General features: G+C 65.6%; 21 protein-coding genes. 15 read left to right on the top strand and 6 right to left on the bottom strand.

Annotated elements, in window-relative coordinates; translation table 11 throughout:
* Positions 1–145: 145 nt before the first annotated feature.
* The 5 genes from WCE05_RS13945 (at position 146) to WCE05_RS13925 (ending at position 5,397) form a co-directional block, all read left to right on the top strand.
* A complete protein-coding gene (locus tag WCE05_RS13945) occupies positions 146–1,054 on the top strand; it encodes a carbohydrate ABC transporter permease (RefSeq protein ID WP_368816062.1) in 909 nt (302 codons plus the stop codon).
* Complete coding sequence (locus WCE05_RS13940; protein ID WP_368816061.1) at positions 1,047–1,883, top strand: carbohydrate ABC transporter permease; 837 nt, start codon at positions 1,047–1,049, stop codon at positions 1,881–1,883. Before WCE05_RS13945 ends, WCE05_RS13940 begins: the two co-directional genes overlap by 8 nt.
* 3 nt (positions 1,884–1,886) lie before the next feature.
* Positions 1,887–3,041 (top strand): ABC transporter ATP-binding protein, encoded by a 1,155-nt coding sequence (locus WCE05_RS13935; protein ID WP_225787228.1) that lies wholly within the window; start codon positions 1,887–1,889, stop codon positions 3,039–3,041.
* A gap of 82 nt (positions 3,042–3,123) precedes the next feature.
* Positions 3,124–4,425 (top strand): carbohydrate porin, encoded by a 1,302-nt coding sequence (locus WCE05_RS13930; protein WP_225787459.1) that lies wholly within the window; start codon positions 3,124–3,126, stop codon positions 4,423–4,425.
* Positions 4,426–4,542: 117 nt separating this feature from the next.
* Positions 4,543–5,397, top strand: a complete 855-nt coding sequence (locus WCE05_RS13925) for a D-hexose-6-phosphate mutarotase (protein WP_225787229.1) — start codon at positions 4,543–4,545, stop codon at positions 5,395–5,397.
* On the opposite strand, the gene hexR is transcribed toward WCE05_RS13925, so the two are convergent.
* A complete protein-coding gene (gene hexR, locus WCE05_RS13920) occupies positions 5,390–6,253 on the bottom strand; it encodes a DNA-binding transcriptional regulator HexR (protein WP_225787460.1) in 864 nt (287 codons plus the stop codon). The genes WCE05_RS13925 and hexR overlap by 8 nt on opposite strands.
* Before the next feature lie 209 nt (positions 6,254–6,462).
* On the opposite strand from hexR, the gene zwf reads away from it, so the two are divergent.
* Genes zwf through WCE05_RS13905 form a run of 3 tightly spaced genes read left to right on the top strand, consistent with a single transcriptional unit; the run spans position 6,463 to position 9,324 of the window.
* On the top strand, positions 6,463–7,932 hold the full coding sequence (zwf, locus tag WCE05_RS13915; RefSeq protein WP_225787230.1) for a glucose-6-phosphate dehydrogenase: 1,470 nt from the start codon (positions 6,463–6,465) through the stop codon (positions 7,930–7,932).
* Positions 7,919–8,632 (top strand): 6-phosphogluconolactonase, encoded by a 714-nt coding sequence (gene pgl / locus WCE05_RS13910; RefSeq protein ID WP_253090595.1) that lies wholly within the window; start codon positions 7,919–7,921, stop codon positions 8,630–8,632. Before zwf ends, pgl begins: the two co-directional genes overlap by 14 nt.
* Positions 8,633–8,649: 17 nt before the next feature.
* Complete coding sequence (locus WCE05_RS13905; RefSeq protein ID WP_225787232.1) at positions 8,650–9,324, top strand: bifunctional 4-hydroxy-2-oxoglutarate aldolase/2-dehydro-3-deoxy-phosphogluconate aldolase; 675 nt, start codon at positions 8,650–8,652, stop codon at positions 9,322–9,324.
* Between the two features lie 132 nt (positions 9,325–9,456).
* Here WCE05_RS13905 and WCE05_RS13900 read toward each other — a convergent pair whose 3' ends face one another.
* Complete coding sequence (locus tag WCE05_RS13900; protein ID WP_368816060.1) at positions 9,457–10,428, bottom strand: XdhC family protein; 972 nt, start codon at positions 10,426–10,428, stop codon at positions 9,457–9,459.
* 118 nt (positions 10,429–10,546) lie between these two features.
* Between WCE05_RS13900 and WCE05_RS13895 the strand changes: the two genes are divergently transcribed.
* Complete coding sequence (locus WCE05_RS13895; protein ID WP_225787234.1) at positions 10,547–11,185, top strand: TetR family transcriptional regulator; 639 nt, start codon at positions 10,547–10,549, stop codon at positions 11,183–11,185.
* 3 nt (positions 11,186–11,188) lie between these two features.
* On the opposite strand, the gene WCE05_RS13890 is transcribed toward WCE05_RS13895, so the two are convergent.
* The 4 genes from WCE05_RS13890 to WCE05_RS13875 all read right to left on the bottom strand — a co-directional run bounded on the left by WCE05_RS13890 (position 11,189) and on the right by WCE05_RS13875 (position 17,089).
* The gene (locus WCE05_RS13890; protein ID WP_368816059.1) at positions 11,189–14,752 is read right to left on the bottom strand and encodes a molybdopterin cofactor-binding domain-containing protein; all 3,564 of its coding nucleotides are present in this window, start codon (positions 14,750–14,752) and stop codon (positions 11,189–11,191) included.
* Positions 14,753–14,766: 14 nt separating this feature from the next.
* Entirely contained in the window at positions 14,767–15,234 is a 468-nt protein-coding gene (locus WCE05_RS13885) for a (2Fe-2S)-binding protein (protein WP_253090597.1), read from the bottom strand.
* A gap of 235 nt (positions 15,235–15,469) precedes the next feature.
* Positions 15,470–15,952: a MarR family winged helix-turn-helix transcriptional regulator gene (locus WCE05_RS13880; protein WP_225787237.1), complete on the bottom strand. Its 483-nt coding sequence runs from the start codon at positions 15,950–15,952 to the stop codon at positions 15,470–15,472.
* Between the two features lie 84 nt (positions 15,953–16,036).
* A complete protein-coding gene (locus WCE05_RS13875) occupies positions 16,037–17,089 on the bottom strand; it encodes a 2,5-dihydroxypyridine 5,6-dioxygenase (protein WP_225787238.1) in 1,053 nt (350 codons plus the stop codon).
* A 329-nt stretch (positions 17,090–17,418) separates the two neighbouring features.
* Between WCE05_RS13875 and WCE05_RS13870 the strand changes: the two genes are divergently transcribed.
* The 6 genes from WCE05_RS13870 (at position 17,419) to WCE05_RS13845 (ending at position 23,740) form a co-directional block, all read left to right on the top strand.
* Positions 17,419–18,567 (top strand): FAD-dependent monooxygenase, encoded by a 1,149-nt coding sequence (locus WCE05_RS13870; protein ID WP_253081240.1) that lies wholly within the window; start codon positions 17,419–17,421, stop codon positions 18,565–18,567.
* Positions 18,564–19,370, top strand: coding sequence for an N-formylmaleamate deformylase (gene nicD, locus WCE05_RS13865; RefSeq protein ID WP_253167702.1), 807 nt, complete (start codon positions 18,564–18,566; stop codon positions 19,368–19,370). The genes WCE05_RS13870 and nicD overlap by 4 nt, the downstream gene beginning before the upstream one ends.
* Positions 19,371–19,383: 13 nt before the next feature.
* Positions 19,384–20,136: an Asp/Glu racemase gene (locus WCE05_RS13860; RefSeq protein WP_225787241.1), complete on the top strand. Its 753-nt coding sequence runs from the start codon at positions 19,384–19,386 to the stop codon at positions 20,134–20,136.
* 14 nt (positions 20,137–20,150) lie between these two features.
* Entirely contained in the window at positions 20,151–20,792 is a 642-nt protein-coding gene (locus tag WCE05_RS13855) for an N-carbamoylsarcosine amidohydrolase (RefSeq protein WP_225787242.1), read from the top strand.
* 204 nt (positions 20,793–20,996) lie between these two features.
* Positions 20,997–22,310 carry an MFS transporter gene (locus WCE05_RS13850; RefSeq protein ID WP_225787243.1) on the top strand — a complete coding sequence of 438 codons (1,314 nt, stop codon included), beginning with the start codon at positions 20,997–20,999 and terminating at the stop codon, positions 22,308–22,310.
* Positions 22,311–22,447: 137 nt separating this feature from the next.
* Complete coding sequence (locus WCE05_RS13845) at positions 22,448–23,740, top strand: OprD family porin (protein WP_225787244.1); 1,293 nt, start codon at positions 22,448–22,450, stop codon at positions 23,738–23,740.
* The last annotated feature ends 135 nt before the right edge of the window (positions 23,741–23,875 follow it).

Here is a 23,875-nt window from a genome sequence, read left to right as displayed (position 1 = left end):
AAACCCGCTTTCCCTTTTTTCTGGGGGGCTGGTTTTTGTTTAAACGACACTGTTTCTGTGCCGCCATATCCCCCCCCACCCCCCCCAAATCGGCAATACCTCACACCGCACTCCATAAATCCATGCACCCCAGCAGGATTTCCTCATGAACACAGTAACCGCAACCCTGCGGGCCTCCCCCCTGGACGCCCTGCAGCGCTGGCTCCCGAAACTGGTGCTGGCCCCCAGCATGCTGATCGTCCTGGTGGGCTTCTATGGCTACATCCTCTGGACCTTCGTGCTGTCCTTCACCCACTCCAGCTTCATGCCCAGCTACAAGTGGGCCGGGCTGACCCAGTACCTGAAGCTGCTGGACAACGACCGTTGGTGGGTCGCCAGCAAGAACCTGCTGGTCTTCGGTGGCCTGTTCATCGCCATCAGCCTGGCCGTCGGCGTGCTGCTGGCGGTATTGCTGGACCAGCGCATCCGCCGCGAAGGCGTCATCCGCACCCTCTACCTCTACCCCATGGCCCTGTCGATGATCGTCACCGGCACCGCCTGGAAGTGGCTGCTCAACCCCGGCCTGGGCCTGGACAAGCTCCTGCGCGACTGGGGCTGGGAGGGGTTTCGCTTCGACTGGCTGGTAGACCCGGACCGGGTCGTCTACTGCCTGGTGATCGCTGCCGTGTGGCAGGCCTCGGGCTTCGTCATGGCGCTGTTCCTGGCCGGATTGCGTGGGGTCGACTCGTCGATCGTGCGTGCCGCCCAGGTCGATGGCGCGAGCCTGCCGAGGATCTACCTGCGCATCGTCCTGCCGAGCCTGCGCCCGGTGTTCTTCAGCGCCCTGATGATCCTCGCCCACATCGCCATCAAGAGCTTCGACCTGGTCGCCGCCATGACCGCCGGCGGGCCGGGTTACGCCTCCGACCTGCCGGCGATGTTCATGTACAACTTCACCTTCAGCCGCGGGCAGATGGGCATGGGCTCGGCCAGTGCGATCCTCATGCTCGGCGCCATCCTGGCGATCCTGGTGCCCTACCTGTATTCGGAACTGAGGAACAAGCGCCATGACTAGCCCGCGTTGGTTCTCCCCCAGCCGCCTGGCAATCCATGCCACCCTGCTGGCCGCCTGCGCCCTGTACTTGGTGCCGCTGGTGGTGATGCTGCTGACCAGCTTCAAGTCGCCCGACGACATCCGCACCGGCAACCTGCTGAGCTGGCCGGAAGTGGTCACCGGTATCGGCTGGCTCAAGGCCTGGGACACGGTAGGCGGCTACTTCTGGAACTCGGTGAAGATCACCGTGCCGGCGGTGCTCATCTCGACCCTGGTGGGCGCGCTCAACGGCTACGTGCTGTCGATGTGGCGTTTCCGTGGCTCGCAGCTGTTCTTCGGGCTGCTGCTGTTCGGCTGCTTCCTGCCATTCCAGACCGTGCTGCTGCCGGCTTCGTTCACCCTCGGCAAGCTGGGCCTGGCCAGCACCACCACCGGCCTGGTGCTGGTGCACATCGTCTACGGGCTGGCCTTCACCACGCTGTTCTTTCGCAACTACTACTGCAGCGTGCCCGAGGCCCTGGTGCGGGCGGCGCGTCTGGACGGGGCGGGGTTCTTCACCATTTTCGGGCGGATCCTGCTGCCCATGTCGGTGCCGATCATCATGGTCTGCCTGATCTGGCAGTTCACCCAGATCTGGAACGACTTCCTCTTCGGCGTGGTGTTCGCCAGCGGCGACGCCCAGCCCATCACCGTGGCCCTGAACAACCTGGTCAACACCAGCACCGGGGTCAAGGAATACAACGTCGACATGGCGGCGGCGATGATCGCGGGGCTTCCGACCCTGCTGGTCTACGTCCTCGCTGGCAAATACTTCCTGCGCGGCCTCACCGCCGGCGCGGTCAAGGGGTGACACATGGCACGGCTCGAACTTCGCAACGTCAACAAACGCTACGGCAGCGGCCTGCCGGATACCCTCAAGGCGATCGACCTGGCCATCGAGTCCGGCGAGTTCCTGATCCTGGTCGGCCCCTCCGGCTGCGGTAAGTCGACCCTGATGAACTGCATCGCCGGCCTTGAAGACATCAGCGGCGGCGAGATCCTCGTCGACGGTGCCGACATCAGCGGCATGAGCCCCAAGGACCGGGACATCGCCATGGTGTTCCAGTCCTACGCGCTGTACCCGACCATGAGCGTGCGCGACAACATCGCCTTCGGCCTGAAGATCCGCAAGATGTCCCAGGCGGCCATCGACGAGGAGGTGGCGCGGGTCGCCAGGCTCCTGCAGATCGAGCACCTGCTCGGGCGCAAGCCCGGCCAGCTCTCCGGCGGCCAGCAGCAGCGGGTGGCCATGGGCCGGGCCCTGGCGCGACGGCCGAAGATCTACCTGTTCGACGAGCCGCTGTCGAACCTCGACGCCAAGCTGCGGGTGGAGATGCGCACCGAGATCAAGCTGATGCACCAGCGCCTGAAGACCACCACGGTATACGTCACCCACGACCAGATCGAAGCCATGACCTTGGGCGACAAGGTGGCGGTGATGAAGGACGGGGTCATCCAGCAGTTCGGCACGCCGCGGCAGATCTACAACGATCCGGCCAACCTGTTCGTGGCCAGCTTCATCGGCTCGCCGCCGATGAACTTCATTCCCGTGCGCCTGACGAAACAGGAGGGGCGCCTGCTGGCCCTGCTCGACAGCGGCCAGGCCCGCTGCGAGCTGTCGCTCGGCGTGCTGGACGATGCGCTGGACGGGCGCGAGATCATCCTCGGCGTGCGCCCGGAACAGATCACCCTGGGGGCGGAGGAGGGCAACGGCCTGCCGGGTATCCGGGCTGAAGTGCAGGTCATCGAACCCACCGGGCCGGACCTGCTGGTGTTCGTCACCCTCAACCAGACCAAGGTCTGCTGCCGCCTGGCGCCGGATGTGGCGTGCCGTGTCGGCGACAGCCTGAACCTGCAGTTCGATCCGGGGCGGGTGCTGCTGTTCGACGCGGTCAGCGGCGAACGCCTGGACCTGGCCACGCCGGCCCCAGTGGTCAAGGACAACGTGGCTCGTTTCAAAGGGCGCTGAGTCGTCTAAACCATCAATAACAAGAAATGAGGAACAAGGGATGGATCATTGCAAACGCATCGGGACGCTGGGGGCGCTGGCCATGCTGGCCATCGTCGGCAGCAGTGGCGCACAGGCCGCCGAGGCCTTCTCGACGGAGTCGAAATGGATGACCGGTGACTGGGGCGGAGCCCGCACCGAACTGCTGGAGAAAGGCTACGATTTCACCCTCGACTACGTCGGCGAGGTAGCCGGCAACCTGCACGGTGGCTACAACGACGACAAGACCGCGCGCTACAGCGACCAATTCGCCCTCGGCGCGCACCTGGACCTGGAGAAGATCCTTGGCTGGCATGACGCCGAGTTCAAGCTGGCGATCACCGAGCGCAGTGGCCGCAACCTGTCCAACGACCGCATCAGCGACCCGCGTGCCGGCCAGTTCAGCTCGGTCCAGGAGGTCTGGGGACGTGGCCAGACCTGGCGTCTGACCCAGATGTGGATCAAGCAGAAGTACTTCGATGGCGCCCTGGACGTGAAATTCGGCCGCTTCGGCGAAGGCGAGGACTTCAACAGCTTCCCCTGCGACTTCCAGAACCTGGCGTTCTGTGGCTCTCAGGTGGGCAACTGGGTCGGTGGCATCTGGTACAACTGGCCGGTCAGCCAGTGGGCCCTGCGGGTCAAGTACAACATCAACCCGGAATTCTTCGTCCAGGTCGGCGCCTTCGAGCAGAACCCCTCGAACCTGGAGACCGGCAACGGCTTCAAGCTCAGCGGCAGCGGCACCAAGGGGGCGATCCTGCCGGTGGAGATGGTCTGGTCGCCGAAGGTCAATGGCCTGCCGGGCGAGTACCGGCTGGGCTACTACTACAGCACCGCCAAGGCCGACGATGTCTACGAAGACGTCAATGGCCAGCCCCAAGGCATCACCGGCAATGACTTCAAGTCCCACTCCAGCAAGCATGGCTGGTGGGTGGTGGCGCAGCAGCAGGTCACCGCCCATGGCGGCGACGTCAATCGTGGCCTGAGCCTGTTCGCCAATTTCACCGTGCACGACAAGGCCACCAACGTCATCGACAACTACCAGCAGCTCGGCCTGGTCTACAAGGGGCCCTTCGATGCCCGGCCCAAGGATGACATCGGCTTCGGCATCGCCCGTATCCACGTCAACGACGACGTGAAGAAGCGCGCCGGGCAGCTCAATGCCGCCAGCGGCATCGACGACTACGACAACCCAGGCTTCGTGCCGCTGCAGCGCACCGAGTACAACGCCGAGCTGTACTACGGCTTCCACGTCACCAACTGGCTGACCGTGCGCCCCAACCTGCAATACATCAAGAGCCCGGGCGGGGTGGACGAGGTGGACAACGCGCTGGTCGCGGGCCTGAAGATTCAGTCGTCATTCTGAGAAAAATTGTTGTAAATTTACGCCATCCATTCTTGGCAACCCTGTTCCCACTGGCCCGCAGTGGCAACAGGGCCCAGGTCGAGACAGCGCTATCTCAACAACAAGAGCCTTGCAACCATGCCCGAACATCCGCTCCATCGCTTCTTCACCTCGCAGCGGCCCAGGCCGACCTTCGAGTGGGAGCGTTACCAGCAGCGCGATGTGCTGATCATCGATCATCCCCGTTGCCAGGCGGTGTTCAGCCGCCAGGGCGCGCAGCTGCTGCATTTCCAGCCGGCCGGCGAACGGCCTTGGCTGTGGTGCGCCGAACAGTGGCCGCAGGTCGGTGCGATCCGTGGTGGCGTGCCGGTGTGCTGGCCCTGGTATGGCCGCCACCCCAGCGAGGACCTGTGGCCGGCCCACGGCTGGGCGCGGTTGCTCGACTGGAAGCTGATGGACAGCCGCGAGGACGAGGAAGGCGTGACCCTCAGGTGGCGCCTGCAGCTGTGCGACTGGCAGGTCGACCTGCATGCGCGGCTGGACAGCCGCATGGAGCTGCGCCTGAGCACCGAGCACCAGGACAGCGAGCCCTGCCAGTTGAGCCATGCGCTGCTGGCTTACTGGCGTATCAGCGACGTCTCGGAGATAGCGCTGTCTGGGCTGGAGGATATCGAGGGCTACGACCGCCTGAACCGCCAGGCCTGCCGCGAGGACGGCGCCCTGAAGCTCAAGGGTGGTTGCCAGAAGGTCTATCCGGGCACACCCCGGGTGCAATTGCAGGACCCGGCCTGGGAGCGGGCGTTGTGCATCGATACTGGCGACAGCGACGACACCGTGGTCTGGCACCCGGGCAAGCGTCCGCTGATGGGCGTGAGCGGGCGCGAGTGCCAGCGTTTCGTCTGCGTCGAGGCGGCCAGCGGCAGTGACGAGGGCCTGAGCCTGGCGCCGGGGCAGCGTGCCCACCTGCGCCTGCAGGCGCATCGGCTCAGTTGAGCTCGTCGTCCTCGATGGGATAGCGGCTGGCGTTGAGGCTTTCCTTGATCTTGCGCAGGTGGGGCTGGAAGTCCACGCCACGGCGCAGGGTCATGCCGGTGGCCAGCACGTCGAGCACGGTGAGCTGGATGATCCGCGAGGTCATCGGCATGTAGATGTCGGTGTCCTCCGGCAGCGGGATGTGCAGGCTCAGGCTGCAGGCCTTGGCCAGCGGCGAGCCGGCGGCGGTCAGGCCGAGCACCGAGGCGCCGTTTTCCCGGGCCAGGCGCGCCACCTCCACCAGTTCGCGGGTGCGCCCGGTGTAGGAGATGATGACGAACAGGTCACCGGTGTGCGCCACCGAGGCCAGCATGCGTTGCATCAGCACGTCGGCGTGGGCCGACACGGCCAGGTTGAAGCGGAAGAACTTGTGCTGGGCGTCGAGGGCCACCGGGGCCGAGGCGCCGAGGCCGAAGAAGTGGATCTGCCGGGCCTGGATCATCATGTCCACGGCGCGGCTGACCTGCTGCGGGTCGAGCTGCTGGCAGGCACTGTCGAGCGAGGCGATGGCGCTGCCGAAGATCTTCTGGGTGTAGGCGGCCGGATCGTCGTCGGCCTCCACGGCGCGGCTGACGTAGGCGGCGCCGCTGGCCAGGCTCTGCGCCAGTTGCAGCTTCAGCTCAGGGTAGCCGCTGACGCCGAACGAGCGGCAGAAACGGTTGACGGTCGGCTCGCTGACCTTGGCCGCCTGGGCCAGGGCGGCGATGCTGAAGCGGGTGGCTTGTTGCGGGTTGAGCAGGATGACCTCGGCGACTTTGCGTTCGGCCTTGTTCAGCTCGTCGAGGCGTCCCTGGATCTGTTCCAGGAGGTTTCGCACGCGGTCCATGGTATGTCCTTGGGTCGGGAAGACGGCCGGCTGGTGGAACAGCAGGCTTTTTGCACGGTGTCTATCGTACTGGCGGTAAGGTTGCCGCACCACTTGTCTGTAACATTTGTCGGTAATGTTGTAGTTTTTACTACATTACCCCTTGAAAATCGTGTTTGAACACGATATTCCTAGGTCAACTTTAGGAAAGAACCAACATCATGGCTGCGATCAGTGTAGAACCTTGCACCTTTGCCCTGTTTGGCGCCCTCGGCGACCTGGCACTGCGCAAGCTGTTCCCCGCGCTCTACCAGCTCGACCGTGCCGGCCTGCTGCACGCCGATTCCCGCCTGCTGGCGCTGGCCCGCGAGGCAGGCGACGGCGAGCAGCACCTGGCGACCATCGAGGCGCACCTGCGCCGCTTCGTGCCCGAGGCGGACATCGAGGCGGCGACCCTGGGGCGATTCCTCGGCCGCCTGAGCTACCTGCGCCTGGACTTCCTCCAGCCCGAGGGCTACCAGGCCCTGGCCGAGCAGGTTGCCGGCGAGCTGCCGTTGATCGCCTACTTCGCCACGCCGGCGGCAGTCTATGGGGCGATCTGCGAGAACCTCGACAAGGCCGGCCTGGCCGATCGTGCCCGGGTGGTGCTGGAGAAGCCCATCGGCCACGACCTGGAGTCGTCGCGCCGGGTCAACGACGCCGTGGCGCGCTTCTTCCCGGAGAGCCGCGTCTATCGCATCGACCACTACCTGGGCAAGGAGACGGTGCAGAACCTGATCGCCCTGCGTTTCGCCAACAGCCTGTTCGAAACCCAGTGGAACCAGAACTCTATCTCCCACGTGGAGATCACCGTGGCCGAGAAGGTCGGTATCGAGGGGCGCTGGGGCTACTTCGACAAGGCTGGCCAGCTGCGCGACATGATCCAGAACCACCTGTTGCAGCTGCTCTGCCTGATCGCCATGGACCCGCCCAGCGACCTGTCGGCCGACAGCATCCGCGACGAGAAGGTCAAGGTGCTCAAGGCCCTGGCGCCGATCACCGGCGAGGCCCTGAGCACCTGCGTGGTGCGGGGCCAGTACATCGCCGGCTACAGCGATGGCAAGCCGGTGCCAGGCTACCTGGAAGAGGACAACGCCAACGCCGCCAGCGATACCGAGACCTTCGTCGCCCTGCGTGCCGATATCCGCAACTGGCGCTGGTCGGGCGTGCCGTTCTACCTGCGCACCGGCAAGCGCATGCCGCAGAAACTGTCGCAGATCGTCATCCATTTCAAGGAAACGCCGCACTACATCTTCGCCCCGGAACAGCGTTTGCAGATCGGTAACAAACTGATCATCCGCCTGCAACCGGACGAAGGCATTTCCTTGCGGGTGATGACCAAGGAACAGGGCCTGGACAAAGGCATGCAACTGCGCAGCGGGCCGCTGCAGCTGAATTTCTCCGATACCTGGCGCAGCGCGCGGATTCCCGATGCCTACGAGCGCTTGCTGCTGGAAGTGATGCGCGGCAACCAGAACCTGTTCGTGCGCAAGGACGAGATCGAATATGCCTGGAAATGGTGCGACCAGCTGATCGCCGGCTGGAAGAACGCCGGCGACGCCCCCAAGCCCTATGCGGCTGGATCCTGGGGGCCGATGAGCTCGATCGCTCTGATTACACGCGATGGGAGGGCGTGGTATGGCGATATCTGAACTGCAATTGCCTGCGCAGGTGAAGGCGCACTCACTGGCGGACTCCGCCACGCTGGCCGAGACCCTGGCCGGTGATGTGGCCGAGCGCCTGCGCCAGGCCATCGCTGCCAAGGGCCAGGCCTGCCTGGTGCTGTCTGGCGGGCGCAGCCCGGTGCCGTTTCTCGAGCGCCTGGCCGGCGAGCCGCTGGATTGGGCCAAGGTCACCGTGAGCCTGGCCGACGAGCGCTGGGTGCCGGTGGCGCATGCCGACAGCAACGCCGGGCTGCTGGCGCGTCACTTGTTCACGGGCGAGGCGGCCAAGGCACGCTTCGTCGGTTTGTACCACTGCGCTGACAACCTCGAGGCCGCCGCTGCCCTGGCCGACCAGGCCCTGGCCGAGCTGCCGCCGATCGATGTGCTGGTGCTGGGCATGGGCGACGACGGCCACACGGCGTCGCTGTTCCCGGCCAGCCCCAACCTGGCCGAAGGCCTGGACCCTGCCGGCACGCGCCGCTGCCTGCCGATGCTGGCGCCGAGCGTGCCGCGCCAGCGCCTGAGCATGAGCCGCGCACTGCTGGCCAGCGCCGGCTTCATCGCCCTGTCCGTGCAAGGCCCGGGCAAACTCGCTACCCTGCGCGCCGCCCTGGCGGGCGCCGACCCAACCGAAATGCCGATTCGCGCCTTTCTTCACGACCCCCTGGACATCTACTGGTGCCCATGAGCCAAGGATCCACTCTCATGACCACGCTTGAACGCCCACAGCCTCTGCTCTCGATGGCCGAGAAAGCCGCCCGGATCGACGCGATCTGTGGCCAGGCGCGCATCCTGCCGGTGATCACCATCGCCCGTGAGGAAGACATCCTGCCCCTGGCCGACGCCCTGGCCGCCGGTGGCATCCGCACCCTGGAGGTGACGTTGCGTTCCGAGCACGGCCTTAAGGCCATCCGCGTGCTGCGCGAGCAGCGGCCGGAGCTGTGCATCGGTGCCGGTACCGTGCTGGACCGCGGCATGTTCGCCGCCGTCGAGGCCGCTGGCGCGCAGTTCGTGGTGACTCCCGGGGTCACCCAGGACATCCTCGAAGCAGGCGTGGACAGCGACATCCCGCTGCTGCCGGGCATCAGCACGCCGTCGGAAATCATGATGGGCTACGCCCTCGGCTACCGGCGCTTCAAGTTGTTCCCCGCCGAGATCAGTGGTGGGGTGGCGGCGATCAAAGCCTACGCCGGCCCGTTCGGCGACATTCGTTTCTGCCCGACTGGCGGCGTCAACCCGGCCAATGTGCGCAACTACATGGCCCTGCCCAACGTCATGTGCGTGGGGGGGACCTGGATGCTCGACAGCAGCTGGATCAAGAACGGCGACTGGGCGCGGATCGAGGCCTGCAGTGCCGAGGCCATGGCCCTGCTGGACTGAAATCGTATTTGTTGTGTGCTGCACGGCTTATGGGGCGCTTGGTCGGCGCCCCTTTTTTTGCCTGGCAGAAGGCATCGTGGGGTAGGCCCGGTGCCAGCGCCATTGGGGCCGCTCGGCGTCCCTTGCGCACCGCTACAACGCATGCCGCGCCTTGCCCCGATACACCCGCAGCACATCCGCCATCACCGCCAGGGCGATCTCCGCTGGCGACTTGCTGCCAAGGTCCAGCCCGATGGGCATGTGCAGGCGTTCGATCTGTGCGTCGGTCAGCCCGCCAATGCGCCGCAGGCGTTCGGCGCGGCGGGCCGAGGTGGTGGTCGAGCCCATGGCGCCGATGTAGAAGGCCGGGGTGTTGACCGCCTCCATCAACGCCAGGTCGTCGATCTTCGGGTCGTGGGTCAGCGCCACCACGGCCGTCGCGGCATGGCAGCCGTGCGCTGCGATGTACATCGAAGGCAGGATGCGGTGCATCTGCACGCCGTCGAGCTGCACGTGCGCCATTTCTTCCCGGGGATCGCATGCGATCACCTCGCAGCCGAGCGTACGGGCGATGTCGGCGCAGGCTTCGGCCACCGGCGACAGGCCGGCCAGCACCAGGCGCAGGGCCGGGCCGATGTCGATATGCACCGCATCATCGAGCAGGCGTACGCGGGCATTGCCCTGGCCGCCGTGGGTGTCGATGCGCAAGGCGCCATCTGCCAGGCTCACCTGGCGTGATAGCCGACGCTGGCCGAGCAGCGCGCTACGCAGGGCCTCGAGGTGCTCCAGCCAGTCGCTATCCGGCGCTCGGTGCTCCACCAACACCACCAAGACGCCGCCGCAGGGCAGGCGCAGGCGCCGGCTCTGTTCCTGGCCATCGCCGTAGCGTACCACCTGCGCCTGTCGGGCGAATGCGCCCCGTGCGAGGCTCTCCAGGAACTCTTCTTCCACACAGCCGCCGGACAACGACCCGACGTACCCGTCCACGCCCCGGCTGACCAGCATCGCGCCTGGTGAGCGGGGTGCCGAGCCATAGGTGGAGAGCACCGTGCACAGCCACACCGGCTGGCCCGATCGGGCCCATTGCAGCGCCTGGTCTATGACCTGCAAGTCGAGATGCCGCATGTTCCGCTACCTCGTTCCAAAGGGTGTGCATCGCGCCAGAAAAGTCGCGCAGGGGCGCGAGCCCTGTGGCAGTGTTGGTACTATCCGGGCCATCTGGCACTGCCCCACAGGGACCAACATGCAGAATCGCAAAACCGGCGTTCGTGCCCAGCAGGCCGACCGTACCAAGGACAGCATCCTCAAGGCGGCGGTGCGGGTGTTCAGCAAGCACGGCTTCAGCGGCGGGCGCATCGAGCAAATCTCCAAGCTGGCCAAGTCCAACGACCGGATGATCTATTACTACTTCGGTAACAAGGAGAAGCTGTTCATCAGCGTGCTGGAACATATCTACGCCAGCTTCAACAAGGCCGAGGGCAAGCTGCGGCTCGACCTCGCCGACCCCGAGGCCGCGCTGCGCCAGTTGGTGGCGTTCATCTGGGACTACTACCTGCGTCACCCGGAGTTCGTCACCATCCTTGCCACCGAGAACCTGCACCAGGGCCAGCACGCCCGCAAATCCCTGAACCTGCAGGCGCTGTCGGGCGAGGCGGTCGGCGTGTTGCGGCCGATCATCGAAGCCGGGCAGGCCAAGGGCCTGTTTCGCGACGACATCGACATCAAGCACGCCTACCTGATGATCGCCTCGCTCTGCTACTTCTATAACTCCAATTGCTACACCTTGAGCTCGTTCCTCGCCGAGGACCTCACCGACAAGCGCGCCAAGGACGACTGGCTGCACTTCATCAGCGACCTGGCCCTGCGCGGCCTGCGCCGCTGAGGCTCAGTGGCTGCCGGGGTTGGCGCGTACCTGTGCGCTCCTGGCCTGCAACCCTTCCCAGGCCGGTTTGTCGGCGGCGAAGCGTTGGCGCAGGTAGGCTGCCAGGTCTGCCACTTGCCGATCCGACAGGCTGTCCCTGAAGCCCGGCATGTAGCCCAGGTCGCGGGTCGCCGGGGTCGGGATGCCGTGCAGCACCACGCGCAGCAGGTTGTCCGGCAGGTCGCTGTGGACGTTGCTGTTGACCGCCATCGACGGGCTGACGCCGAACAGCTTCGGTCCCAGGCCATCGCTGTGGCAGGCCTGGCAGGCGCCCTTGAACACCCGTTCGCCATTGCTCAGCGACACCTGTGTGTCCGCCTGGGGCGGTGCCTTGGCCGCTACCGCTCGTGGCTCGCCGTCGAGGGAGGCCAGGTAATGGGCGATGGCGCGTACGTCGCTTTCCGGCAGGGTGGCCAGTTCGCTGACCACAGGGCCCATGGGGCCGGCGGCGACGCCGTGCTTGTCAGAGAAACCGGTACGCAGGTAGTCGAACAGCTCGCGTTCGCTCCAGGGTATCGACGACGTGCCCAAGGCATTGAGGGCCGGTGCTTCCCAGCCGTCGACCTTGCCGCCGGCCAGATAGCTGCTGCCGGCCTTTTCGGCGCCCATCAGGTTGCGCGGCGAGTGGCAGGCGGTGCAGTGGCCCAGGCCGTCGACCAGGTAGGCACCACGGTTCCACTGTGCACTGCGCTGCGGGTCGGGCTGGTACTCGCCGCGCTTGAGAAACAGCGCGTTCCAGCCAGCCATCAGCGGGCGTTGGTTGAATGGGAAGCGCATCTGGTTGGCGGGCGCTTCCTGGCGTACCGGGGCCTGGGACATCAGGTAGGCATACAGTGCTTGCATGTCGCCGTCGGTGATGTTGCGAAACGAGGTATAGGGGAAGGCCGGATACAGGTGCCGGCCATCGCGGCTGATGCCTTCGCGCATGGCTCGCTCGAAGGCCGCGAACGACCAGCGGCCGATACCGGTTTCCGGGTCAGGGGTGATGTTGGTGCTGTACAACGTGCCGAAGGGTGTTTCCATCGCCAGCCCGCCGGCATTGACCTTGCCGCCGCTCACCGTGTGGCAGACCGCGCAATCGCCCGCGGCAGCCACCTGGCGCCCCCGTTCGAGCATCGACGCCGACCAGCTGCCGGCTGCAGGCGGCGTCACCGGGGCGATCTCGGCGCGCCAGGGCAGGGCGGTGGCGGCCATGCCCAGGGCGGCGCCGAACAGGCCGGCGAGCGAGCCGAACCACCACTTCGAGCGCTTGGTCTTCACCTCGCCGGGCGCTGGCGTGTCGTTGCCGGGACCATCGCCGCCCAGCGCCGCACGTACCCGTTCGGCGGTGATCGGCAGCTCACGGAAGCGGATGCCGGTGGCATCGAAGATGGCATTGGCGATAGCCGCGGCGCTTGGCACCGAGGCCGATTCGCCGCTGCCCATGGGGGGCTCGTGCTGGCGCGGCAGCATCATCACGTCGATGTCCGGAACCTCGGGGAAGGTGAGGATCGGGTAGCCACCCCATTCCTTGCTCGCCACTTTCGAGTCTTCGAAACTCAACTGCTCCTTGAGCACCCGGCTGGTGGACTGGATCACATTGCCGTGGATCTGGTGCCGCACCCCTTCCGGGTTGACCATCATGCCGGCGTCATGGCCGATCACCACGCGGGTCACCGCCACTTCGCCGGTGCGCCGGTCCACCGCGACATCGGCGACCCAGGCCGCCCAGGCCGCACCGAAACCGGGGAACTTGCTGTGGATGTAGCGCGCATAGGCAAAGCCCCGACCGCGCAGCACGTCACCCTCGGCCGGGGTCTGCATGGGGGCGTCGTGGGGTTGCCAGCCGGCGCGCTCGGCAGTGGCCTTGACCAGGTCGATGGCCCGTGGGTCGGACAGGTGCTTGAGGCGGTACTCGACCGGGTCGACGCCCGCGGCGAAGGCCAGCTCGTCGATGTACGACTCATGGGCGAAGCTGTTGGGCAAGGCCGATACGCCGCGCATCCACGAGGCACGCACCAGCGGGGTCATGTCGTTGATGGTGACGCGCATGTGTTCGTAGTCGTAGGGCGGGATCGAGGTACGGTCGCCCATCTCGAACAGCGCCGGCACCGGCTCCACGGCTCCTGTCAGCAGCAGGGCGAGGGTGGGGGCGCCATTGGACGGGTAGCTGGTCTGGAAGTCGTAGGCGGCCACGCTGCCGTCGGCGTTGAGCCCGCCATCGATCTCCATCAGTTGCGCCGTGCCCTTGGGTTCCCACACATGCTCCTGCTCGCGGGTCAGTTGCACCCGCACCGGCCGGCCCACTGCGCGTGACAACAGCAGCGCATCGGCGCAGACATCGTCGGCGCAGTTGCGCCCGTAGCATCCGGCCGCTTCCATGCGGATGATCTCGATGCGTTCTTCCGGGCATTCCACCAGCCATGCCAGGTCGGCGCGCAGCAGGTGCGGGTTCTGGGTACCGGACCAGACGCGGATCTGCCCTTCGGTGTAGTCGGCCAGCGCGCAGGACGGGCCGATCGAGCCGTGCAACTGGTACGGCCACAGGTAGCTCCGGCTCAGGCGCTGGCTGGCGTTGGCGATGCCGGCGTCGACATCGCCCTTGTCCAGCACGGTGCGCTGGACCCTAGGGTTGTCGCGGATCGCCTGGGCCACGTCGGACAGGTCGGGAAGCTTGCCGGTCCAGGGTTTCCAGCTGACCTTCAGTTCGTGCGCGGCACGCATTGCCTGTTCTTCGCGCTGGGCGACCACGCCGACGAAATCGCGGATCACCACCACCGCGACCACGCCGGGGATATGGGCGATCGACGATTCGTCCACTGCCAGCAGGCTGTTGCCGACGAATTCGCCGCTGTCGTAGCCGGCGTAGGGCGGGCGTACCACGCGGCCATGAAGCATGTCGGGCAGGCGCATGTCGTGGACGTAGGTCAGCTCGCCGGTGGCCTTGCCGGGGATGTCCACGCGCGCGGCACTACGGCCGACCAGGCGGTAGTCCTCGATGCGCTTGAGCGGCGCGTCGCCGCTGATGCGCAGTCGATGGTGTTCGCCGCGCACCAGCTCGGCGAACGTCAGTGCACGGCCGTCGCCAGCGATCACCACGCCGTCGTCGATGCGCAGTTGCTCAACATCGGCAGCCAGCTGCTGCGCTGCTCGTCGCAGGAGGAAGCGCCGTGCCTCCGCCGCCGCGTTGCGCAGCGGCACGGCGGAAATCTGGAGGGTGGCGCTGGCGATGGTGGCGCCCTGGTTCGGTGCCCGCTCGGTATCGCCGAGCACCATGTGCACCTGGTCCATGCGCAGGTCCAGTTCCTCGGCGACGATCTGCGCCAGCGAGGTGCGGATGCCGGTGCCCAGGTCCACGTGGCCGTTGAAGGCGTAGACCGTTCCATCGTCACTGACGGCTAGGAACAGCGCCAACTCCTTGTCCTTGACCTCCGGCGTCGCGCCCTTGGCCACCGGGCCCGAGGGTGGGACGATCTCGTCGACGATGAGCAGTACGCCGGTCTTGGCCAGCAACTGGTCGCGGGTGGGAACCTGCTGTGAGTGATTCATGCTTGTCTCCGGGCTCAGGCCTGGCGGCCGGCTGCGCGACGCACGGCGCGCAGGATTTCGACGTGGGTGCCGCAGCGGCAGAGGTTGCCGGACAGTTCGTTGCGGATCTGTTCGTCGTTGGGGTTGGGGATGCGGTCGAGCAGGGCCTTGGCGGTCATGATCATGCCGTTCATGCAGTAGCCGCATTGCGCTGCCTGCTCGTCGATGAACGCCTGCTGCACCGGGTGCGGCGCGGCCTTGCTGCCGAGCCCTTCGAGGGTGGTGATATCGCGGCCTTCGGCACCGGACAGCGGGATCACGCAGGCGCGTGCCGCGACGCCGTCGATGATCACCGTGCAGGCGCCGCATTCGCCCAGGCCGCAGCCGTATTTCGGGCCGTTCAGGCACAGGTCGTTGCGCAGGACCAGGAGCAGTGGCGTGTCGGGCGTCGCGCTGACCTCGACTGCCTGGCCGTTGACTCGCAGGGAGATGTCTTTTTGCATGGTTCGCTCATCTCTGGAGGTTGCTTGCCGTTCATGGGCGAGTACCGGGGCGCTACCAAAGGACTCAACGGGTGCGTTTTTTCGGTAAGTACTCACTACATGAAATGAGTAGGCAAGAAGCAGGCCAGGGATGATTGCGGCTATGTCAGTCAGTCAAGTCGTGCGTTGCCATCATGGGGCGCAAAGCGGCCCCCAATGGCATGAACGCTTGTGAAGAAAACTGCCCCAGGACGGATCAGCCAGCCGACTCGTCGCTGTCGATCATCTTGCGTAGCAGGAACAGGATCGCCACCTGCTCCGCCGCGTTCAGGCTGCCCATGCTCAGTTCGCTGATCCGGCGGGCGCAGGGAATCATGGCGTCGAGCAGGGTGTTGCCCGCCTCGGTGAGTTCGACGATGACCTTGCGCCGGTCGCCTGGGTCTGGCGACAGCTGGATCAGGCCACGGCTCTTGAGGCGCTCGACGATGCCACGAATGGTCGCCTGGTCCACCGCGGTGGCCTTGATCAGCTCGGCCTGGGAGCTGGGGCCGTTGTCGCGCAGGGCGCACAGGGTGACGAACTGGATCGAGGTGAGCTGCGGGTCGCAGGCCTGCTGCTGGAAGATCGCCGTGTGCCGCTGATAGGCCTTGCGCAGCAGGTGGCCGATCTGTTCGGTGACATCGTAGGGCGTGGCGTCGATCTGTGGGGCGGCGGGAGCTGGGCTGGGTTTTCTGGGCATGTGATGGCTTGGCTTGTGTGGAGGGGGCTGGCCGGCCCCCGGTAGCGGAGCGTCCGGCCAGTATAACCAAGCCGCGGGTCAGGGCTAGCGGGCTTTGGAGGCCTCGGGGGCGACCACGTCGCCGGCCAGCACCACGGCCTGGTCGTCGAGGTAGATGTCGCAGTTGCGCAGCGGGATATCCATGTGGCACGGCGTCTTGCGCTTGCCGCCGACCTCGGTGTTGGGGCCGGTGGAGAACAGGAAGTTGCCATAGAAGGCGCGGGCGTCCATGCACATGCCGTCGTTGCGGTCGTGCAGGCCCATGGCGGTCCACTGGGCGCGGGGTTGCAGGCCCCAGCCGATATGGGAGATGCCGTACACCTCGGGGTCGTCGAAGTATTTCATGTAGTCGCGCAGGTACTCGGCCTCGAAGCCACCGTGGATGCCGGTGATGAAACCCTTCTCGATCTCCAGGGTGATGCGTTCGCGGCAGTAGGTCTTGAACGGCAGCAGGATGTCGCCCACGTCCAGCACCAGGGTGCCCTCCGCGCTGTCCTCGTTCGGCCAGGTGAACAGGAAGCCGCTGGGCCAGTGGTCCCAGCGCCCGGGTTCGTCGGCGTAGCCGTATTCGGTGACGGCCGGGTACTGGCCCAGCGGGGCATGGAAATCGCTGCCGGCCTTGGAGCGCACGTGCAGGGTGCGCGCCTGCTTGAGCATGGCCTCGGCGGCCTGCACGCGACGCTTGTCCTCTTCGTTCGGCAGCATCCGCGCCAGCACTTCCGGCGGCTCCACGGCCAGCAGGATGCGCGTGCCGGTCTTGAGGATCTGCTCCTGCTCGGGGGAGTGCAGCAGCATCATGGTGTCGACGATCAGGTCGGCGGCTTCCAGGGCGCGCTGGGCGGCGAGGTTGCCGGTGAGCGCCGTGTCGCCGCAGTAGGCGGTCATGTCGTTGCCCATGGCCCTGGGGTGGTTGAACGACGGCAGCTCCACCGCATAGACCTTGGCCTTCAGGCGCTGCGCCGCTTCCATCGCCGCGTTCACCGTGCGTGGGTCGGAATAGTGGCTCTTGAGCACGGCCACGCTCTGGGTTTCGTCCACGCGGGACAGCTTGAGCACGTGCTCGAACATCTGGGTCAGTTCTGCGTTGCTAACCGGCATCGGGTTTCTCCTGGTCAGGCGTGAAGGGGGAGGCCGTTGCACCATGGTGGTGCCGCGTGCTTCGTTGTAGTGCTTATAAATAGCGTGTACACCCTATTTGCAATAGAAAAGCGCATCCCCGAACAAAGCGCAAGCACTGTATTGGCTCGTTACGAAAGCACACATTTATCAATGTATACGGTAACAGTAGGCCGTTCGTCGACTTCAATCGGTTGTTTGAAAATATCCTGGTGCAGCATCTTCACTTTGAAAAAATACAGCGTATACACTGTAAATCGCCAGGCGGGACCTCCCGCTTGCGATCCATCAGAACAAGAGGAGACATGCCCATGCGGGGTAGACAGAAAATCGCGATCGTCGGTGCAGGGCTGGGTGGTGCGGCCGCCGCGACGTTGTTGCAGCAGGCAGGCTTCGACGTCGAGGTCTATGAGCAGGCACCGGAGTTCACCCGGCTGGGCGCCGGTATCCACATCGGCCCGAACGTGATGAAGATCTTCCGCCGCATGGGGCTGGAGCAGAAGCTGGAGCTGATGAGCTCCCACCCGGACTTCTGGTTCAGCCGCGACGGCCTGAGCGGCGACTACCTGTCGCGCATTCCCCTTGGCGAGTTCGCCCGTCGCGAGTACGGCGCCTCGTACATCACCATTCACCGTGGCGACCTGCATGCCTTGCAAATCGCCGCCATCAAGCCGGGCACCGTGCACTTCGGCAAGCGCCTGGAAAGCATCGTCGATGATGGCGACCAGGTGCGCCTGGCCTTCGCCGACGGCACCAGCACCGTGGCTGACATCGTCATCGGTGCCGACGGCATCCACTCGAAGATCCGCGAAGCGCTGCTGGGCGCCGAAGCACCGATCTACAGCGGTTGGGTCGCCCACCGGGCGCTGATCCGCGGCGAGCGACTGGCGCGCTATTCGGACGTGTTCGAAGACTGCGTGAAGTGGTGGACCGAGGACCGTCACATGATGGTCTACTACACCACCGGCAAGCGGGACGAGTACTACTTCGTCACCGGCGTGCCGCACGAAGCCTGGGACTTCCAGGGCCCGTTCGTCGACAGCAGCCAGGAAGAGATGCTGGCGGCCTTCGAGGGTTACCACCCGACGGTGCAGAACCTGATCCGCTCCACCGAGTCGATCACCAAGTGGCCGCTGCGCAACCGCAACCCGCTGCCGCTGTGGAGCCGTGGCCGCCTGGTGCTGCTGGGCGACGCCTGTCACCCGATGAAGCCGCACATGGCCCAGGGCGCCTGCATGGCCATCGAGGATGCCGCCATGCTGACCCGCTGCCTGGAGGAAACCGGGCTGTCCGACCACCACACCGCCTTCGCCCTGTACGAGGCCAACCGCAAGGAGCGCGCCTCGCGCGTGCAGGCCGTGTCCAACGCCAACACCTTCCTGCGTACCCAGGAAGATCCGGCGTGGGTCTATGGCTATGACCTCTACGGCCAGCAGCTCAAGAGCGGGGAAGCGGCATGAGCACCTTCGTCGAGGGTGGCAACGTCAGTGCCAACGGCATCCGCCAGCACTACCTGCGCTACGGTGGCAAGGGCCCGGCGCTGATCCTGGTGCCGGGGATCACCAGCCCGGCGATCACCTGGGGCTTCGTGGCCGAGCGCCTGGGCCAGCACTTCGACACCTACGTGCTCGACGTGCGCGGCCGTGGCCTGTCCTCCAGCGGTCCGGGCCTGGACTATGGCACCGATGCCTGCGCCGCGGACATCCCGGCGTTCGCCGAGGCCCTGGGCCTTGAGCGCTATGACCTGCTCGGCCACTCGATGGGGGCGCGTTTCGCCATCCGTGCCGCCGCCGCAGGCGCACCGGGCCTGCAGTGCCTGGTGCTGGTGGACCCGCCGGTCTCCGGGCCGGGGCGCCGCGCGTATCCGAGCAAGCTGCCGTGGTACGTGGACTCGATCCGCCAGGCCAGCATCGGCATGACCGGCGACGACATGCGCGCGTTCTGCCCAACCTGGAGCGACGAGCAACTGCAACTGCGCGCCGAGTGGCTGCACACCTGCCATGAGCCGGCGATCGTGCGCGCCTTCGAGGACTTCCACGAGGTGGATATCCACCAGTACCTGCCCGCCGTGAGCCAGCCGGCACTGTTGATGGTGGCCGGGCGCGGCGGCGTGATCCAGCCCCAGGACATCGCCGAGATCCGCGAGCTCAAGCCGGATATCCAGGTGGTTCACGTCGACAACGCCGGGCACATGATTCCCTGGGATGACCTTGAAGGTTTCTTCGCCGCGTTCGGCGATTTCCTCGGCCAACCTCTCGTCTGAAGGAGCACGCAACATGACCAAGCTGTATCGCATCGGCCAGATCGTGCCGAGCTCGAACACCACCATGGAAACCGAGATCCCGGCGATGCTCATGGCGCGCCAGGCCATCCGCCCCGAGCGTTTCACCTTCCACTCCAGCCGCATGCGCATGAAACAGGTGAAGAAGGAAGAGCTGGCGGCGATGGACGCCGAGTCCGACCGTTGCGCGGTCGAGCTGTCCGACGCCAAGGTCGACGTGCTGGGCTACGCCTGCCTGGTGGCGATCATGGCCATGGGGCTGGGCTACCATCGCCAGTCGGAAAAGCGCCTGCAAAAGGCCACCGCCGACAATGAGGCGCAGGCCCCGGTGATCACCAGCGCCGGTGCCCTGGTCGAAGCCTTGCACGTGATGAAGGCCAAGCGCATCGCCATCGTCGCGCCCTACATGAAGCCGCTCACCGAACTGGTGGTGAACTACATCCGTGAAGAAGGCTTCGAGGTGCAGGACTGGCGCGCGCTGGAAATCCCCGACAACCTCGCCGTGGCCCGCCACGACCCGGCCAACCTGCCCGGTATCGTCGCCGACATGGACCTGGAAGGCGTCGATGTGGTGGTGCTGTCGGCCTGCGTGCAGATGCAGTCGCTGTCGGCGGTGGCCAAGGTCGAGGCGCAGACCGGCAAGCCGGTGGTCACTGCGGCCATCGCCACCACCTACGCCATGCTCAAGGCCCTGGACCTGGAGCCAGTGGTGCCGGGTGCCGGTGCCTTGCTGTCGGGCGCCTACTGAGTCGGGAGGCGGAAATGAGCGACGTGCAGAGTGCAAGCGACAACTACCAGGGCGTGTGGGGCCAGCGCATCGGCTTCGGCCGCAAGCCTGCCTTGCTGCTGATCGACTTCATGCAGGGCTACACCACACCAGGTGCGCCGCTCTACGCCCCGGGCGTGGTGTCGGCGGTGGAGCAGGCCGCTGGCCTGCTGGAACTGGCCCGTGGCTGCGGTACCCTGGTGGTGCATACCAACATCCGCTACCAGCCTGGGCATTTCGCCGATGGGGGTATCTGGGTGCGCAAGGCGCCGGTGATGAAGGACATGGTCGAGGGCAACCCGCTGGCGGCGTTCTGCGCCCCGGTGGCGCCACGGCCAGGGGAGCCGGTGATCAGCAAGCAGTACGCCAGTGCCTTCTTCGGTACCAGCCTGGCCTCGCTGCTGCATGCACAAGGGGTCGACACCGTGGTGCTGGCCGGCTGCTCCACCAGCGGCTGCATCCGTGCCAGCGCGGTGGACGCCGTGCAGCATGGGTTCCGTACCATCGTGGTTCGTGAATGCGTGGGCGATCGCCATCCCGCTCCCCACGAGGCCAACCTGTTCGACATCGACAGCAAGTACGGCGATGTCGTCAGTCGGCAGGAAGCCATGGAACAACTGGCGCGCCTGGCCGGCTGACTCGACCGGCGCACCCATAACAATCGAGGAACGGCGCGGGAAGCCCGTTCCCTGGCCGCCTGCTGTCTGGGCGACCTCCCCGCAGGAGCGCTCGGGGATCTTGTGACGCTGCCCTGGAAAGTCGCTTGTAGTTCGCGGCGCTCCCGGAGCGTCGAAAACTGCTGGCCTATACAACAACCACAAGTCGCCGCCAGGAGACAGAAAATGCCCATTGCGAATGCAACCACGGTCCATAGCGAAGCCGACCATGGCACACAAGCGCTTTATCGAAAGATCACATGGAGGCTCATCCCCTTCCTGTGCTTCTGCTATCTCGCCGCTTATCTCGACCGCATCAACGTCGGCTTCGCCAAGCTGCAGATGCTCGAAGACCTGCAGTTCAGCACCGCGGCCTATGGCCTGGGCGCCGGGCTGTTCTTCGTTGGCTACATCATCTTCGAAGTGCCCAGCAACCTGATCCTCGAGCGTGTCGGTGCGAAGATCTGGATCGCCCGTATCATGATCACCTGGGGCCTGCTCTCGGCCTGCACCATGTTCGTCACCAGCACCACCCAGTTCTATATCCTGCGTTTCCTGCTGGGGGCCGCCGAGGCGGGCTTCCTGCCGGGCGTGCTGTACTACCTGACCATGTGGTACCCGACCTACCGGCGTGGGCGCATCATCGCCCTGTTCATGATCGGGCTGCCGCTGTCGAGCGTGATCGGCGGGCCGATCTCCGGCTGGATCATGGGCCATTTCGACCAGGTGCACGGTTTGCACGGCTGGCAATGGCTGTTCTTGCTGGAGGCGATCCCGAGTGTGCTGCTCGGCATCCTGACCTTCTGGGCGCTGCCCAACAACTTCCAGCAGGCCAAGTGGTTGTCGGAGGACGACAAGGCGCAACTGGCCAGCGATCTCGCCGCCGATGACGCGGAAGGGAAGGGCAGCAAGCACAGTTTCCGCGATGGCTTTTTCAACCTGAAGGTGTGGATGCTCGGTGGCATCGACTTTTCCATCCTGCTCAGCGCCTATGCCATGGGCTTCTGGATGCCGACCTTCATCCGCGACGCGGGCGTCAGCGACACCTTCCACATCGGCCTGCTGACCGCCATCCCCAGCCTTGCCGCCTTGCTCGGCATGCTGATGATCGGTGCGAGCTCCGACCGTCATCGCGAACGCCGCTGGCACATCATCGTGCCCTTCGTCATCGGTGCGTTCGCCATGGCCGGCAGTACCCTGTTCAGCTACAACCTGGTGGTGACCGTGGTGCTGTTCTCCATCGCCTCGGCTGCGATCATCGGCGCGGTACCGGTGTTCTTCAGCCTGCCGGCGACGTTCCTCAAGGGTACCGCCGCGGCCACCGGCTTCGCCCTGGCCTGCTCGCTGGCCAACATCGCGGGCCTGGTGAGCAACTCGCTGATGGGCCTGGTGACCGACCTTACCGGCACCTCCCATGCCGCGCTGTGGGTGTTCGCAGGCTGCCTGATCCTCAGCTGCTTCCTGGTGATCGCCTTGCCGGCCAAGCTGGTCAACCGCTAGGCGGCCGACCGGCTTTCGTAACGGCAGTGCAGGCGGGCCCTGGGTCCGCTTGCCGATCCCCCTTGTCGCACTCCGCCCGTGGTTGGCCCCAGGCCACCGCGACGGATCGCCATTGCCCGAAATCCAGGAGTCGTTCCATGCATGCCCGAATGTCACAGCGTCTCAACCCGGCCGTTCGCCTGACTGGCGGTTGCCTGGCCGCCGCCCTGTGCGGTGAGTCGGTCGCCGAGCAAGCCGGTTTCATCGAAGGTGCCCAGGCCACCCTGCAAGCCCGCAACTATTACTTCAGCCGCGATTATTCCGATATCCAGGGGGCGAACAGGCAATCGAAGACCGAGGAATGGGCACAGGGCTTCATCCTCAATGCCAGCTCCGGCTATACCCAGGGTACGGTCGGCGTCGGTGTCGATGTCATCGGCCTGCTCGGCATCAAGCTCGACAGCAGCCCTGACCGGGCCAGGTCGGGATTGTTGCCCACGCACGCCGACGGTGAGTCGGCGGACGAGTACGGCCGCCTGGGTGCGGCGATCAAGTTCAAGGCCTCCAAGACCGAACTGAAGATCGGCGAGCTAATGCCGAACCTGCCGGTGCTGGTGTTCAGCGACTTGCGCCTGTTGCCACCGACCTACCAGGGCGCGATGCTCGAATCCCGCGAGTTCCCGGGGCTGACCCTGAGCGCGGGCCAGTTCCGCTCCACCCGCCTGCGCGACTCGTCCAACGACCAGAAGATGTATGCCCTGGTCAACGACCCGATCAACCCGCAGCGCCTGGCCCGTTTCACCAGCGACCGCTTCAACTACGTCGGCGCCGACTATGCCTTCAACGACAACCGCACCAGTGTCGGGGTGTGGCAGGCGCAACTCGAGGACATCTACCAGCAGCGTTTCTACAGCTTCAAGCATGCCGAGCCGGTGGGGGATTGGGTGCTGGGGGTCAACGCAGGTTACTTCGATGCCCGCGAGGACGGCCGGCAGATCGCCGGCGAGTACGACAACCATGCGTTGTTCGGTTTGTTCTCCGCCAAGCACGGCGGGCATACCTTCTACCTGGGCTACCAGCAGATCGGTGGCGACGACGGCTTCATCCAGGTCGGCGCCAACACCAACCCGCTGGGCAACACGCTGCCCACCTACGAGTTCGCCGCCCCGGGCGAGCGTTCGTGGCAGGTCCGGCATGACTACAACTTCGTGGTGCTGGGGATTCCTGGGCTGACGTCGACCTTGCGCTATGTGAAGGGCAAGGACGTGGAGACGGGGTTGGGCTTCGAGGGGCGTGACTGGGAGCGCGACCTGGACCTGGCCTATGTGGTGCAGAGTGGGCCGTTGGAGGGCGTTGGCGTACGTATCCGCAACGTGGTGGCGCGATCGAACTACCGCACGGATATCGATGAGAACCGGTTGATCCTGAGCTATACGATCAAGTTGTTCTGAGGGAGATGACCCAGCCCTGCGGGCAGCGCTGCCGCACGCAGAACATTCGGTTGACGGAATGTCCACAGGGTTTGCCCAAATCAACGAATTACGTTTCGCTCTAACTGTCGAGCACAAGAAAGCCCCTGTCTTTCG

The sequence above is a fragment of the Pseudomonas sp. I2 genome (assembly GCF_040984075.1).
Taxonomy (GTDB): Bacteria; Pseudomonadota; Gammaproteobacteria; order Pseudomonadales; family Pseudomonadaceae; genus Aquipseudomonas; species Aquipseudomonas guariconensis_B.
This window is presented reverse-complemented; position numbering and strand designations above follow the sequence as displayed.

Bases quoted from the DNA above. Each gene is read 5' to 3' on its own strand.
- WCE05_RS13945 (WP_368816062.1), top strand. From the start codon at position 146: ATGAACACAGTAACCGCAACCCTGCGGGCCTCCCCCCTGGACGCCCTG.
- WCE05_RS13940 (WP_368816061.1), top strand. From the start codon at position 1,047: ATGACTAGCCCGCGTTGGTTCTCCCCCAGCCGCCTGGCAATCCATGCC.
- WCE05_RS13935 (WP_225787228.1), top strand. From the start codon at position 1,887: ATGGCACGGCTCGAACTTCGCAACGTCAACAAACGCTACGGCAGCGGC.
- WCE05_RS13930 (WP_225787459.1), top strand. From the start codon at position 3,124: ATGCTGGCCATCGTCGGCAGCAGTGGCGCACAGGCCGCCGAGGCCTTC.
- WCE05_RS13925 (WP_225787229.1), top strand. From the start codon at position 4,543: ATGCCCGAACATCCGCTCCATCGCTTCTTCACCTCGCAGCGGCCCAGG.
- zwf (WP_225787230.1), top strand. From the start codon at position 6,463: ATGGCTGCGATCAGTGTAGAACCTTGCACCTTTGCCCTGTTTGGCGCC.
- pgl (WP_253090595.1), top strand. From the start codon at position 7,919: ATGGCGATATCTGAACTGCAATTGCCTGCGCAGGTGAAGGCGCACTCA.
- WCE05_RS13905 (WP_225787232.1), top strand. From the start codon at position 8,650: ATGACCACGCTTGAACGCCCACAGCCTCTGCTCTCGATGGCCGAGAAA.
- WCE05_RS13900 (WP_368816060.1), bottom strand. From the start codon at position 10,428: ATGCGGCATCTCGACTTGCAGGTCATAGACCAGGCGCTGCAATGGGCC.
- WCE05_RS13895 (WP_225787234.1), top strand. From the start codon at position 10,547: ATGCAGAATCGCAAAACCGGCGTTCGTGCCCAGCAGGCCGACCGTACC.
- WCE05_RS13890 (WP_368816059.1), bottom strand. From the start codon at position 14,752: ATGAATCACTCACAGCAGGTTCCCACCCGCGACCAGTTGCTGGCCAAG.
- WCE05_RS13885 (WP_253090597.1), bottom strand. From the start codon at position 15,234: ATGCAAAAAGACATCTCCCTGCGAGTCAACGGCCAGGCAGTCGAGGTC.
- WCE05_RS13880 (WP_225787237.1), bottom strand. From the start codon at position 15,952: ATGCCCAGAAAACCCAGCCCAGCTCCCGCCGCCCCACAGATCGACGCC.
- WCE05_RS13875 (WP_225787238.1), bottom strand. From the start codon at position 17,089: ATGCCGGTTAGCAACGCAGAACTGACCCAGATGTTCGAGCACGTGCTC.
- WCE05_RS13870 (WP_253081240.1), top strand. From the start codon at position 17,419: ATGCGGGGTAGACAGAAAATCGCGATCGTCGGTGCAGGGCTGGGTGGT.
- nicD (WP_253167702.1), top strand. From the start codon at position 18,564: ATGAGCACCTTCGTCGAGGGTGGCAACGTCAGTGCCAACGGCATCCGC.
- WCE05_RS13860 (WP_225787241.1), top strand. From the start codon at position 19,384: ATGACCAAGCTGTATCGCATCGGCCAGATCGTGCCGAGCTCGAACACC.
- WCE05_RS13855 (WP_225787242.1), top strand. From the start codon at position 20,151: ATGAGCGACGTGCAGAGTGCAAGCGACAACTACCAGGGCGTGTGGGGC.
- WCE05_RS13850 (WP_225787243.1), top strand. From the start codon at position 20,997: ATGCCCATTGCGAATGCAACCACGGTCCATAGCGAAGCCGACCATGGC.
- WCE05_RS13845 (WP_225787244.1), top strand. From the start codon at position 22,448: ATGCATGCCCGAATGTCACAGCGTCTCAACCCGGCCGTTCGCCTGACT.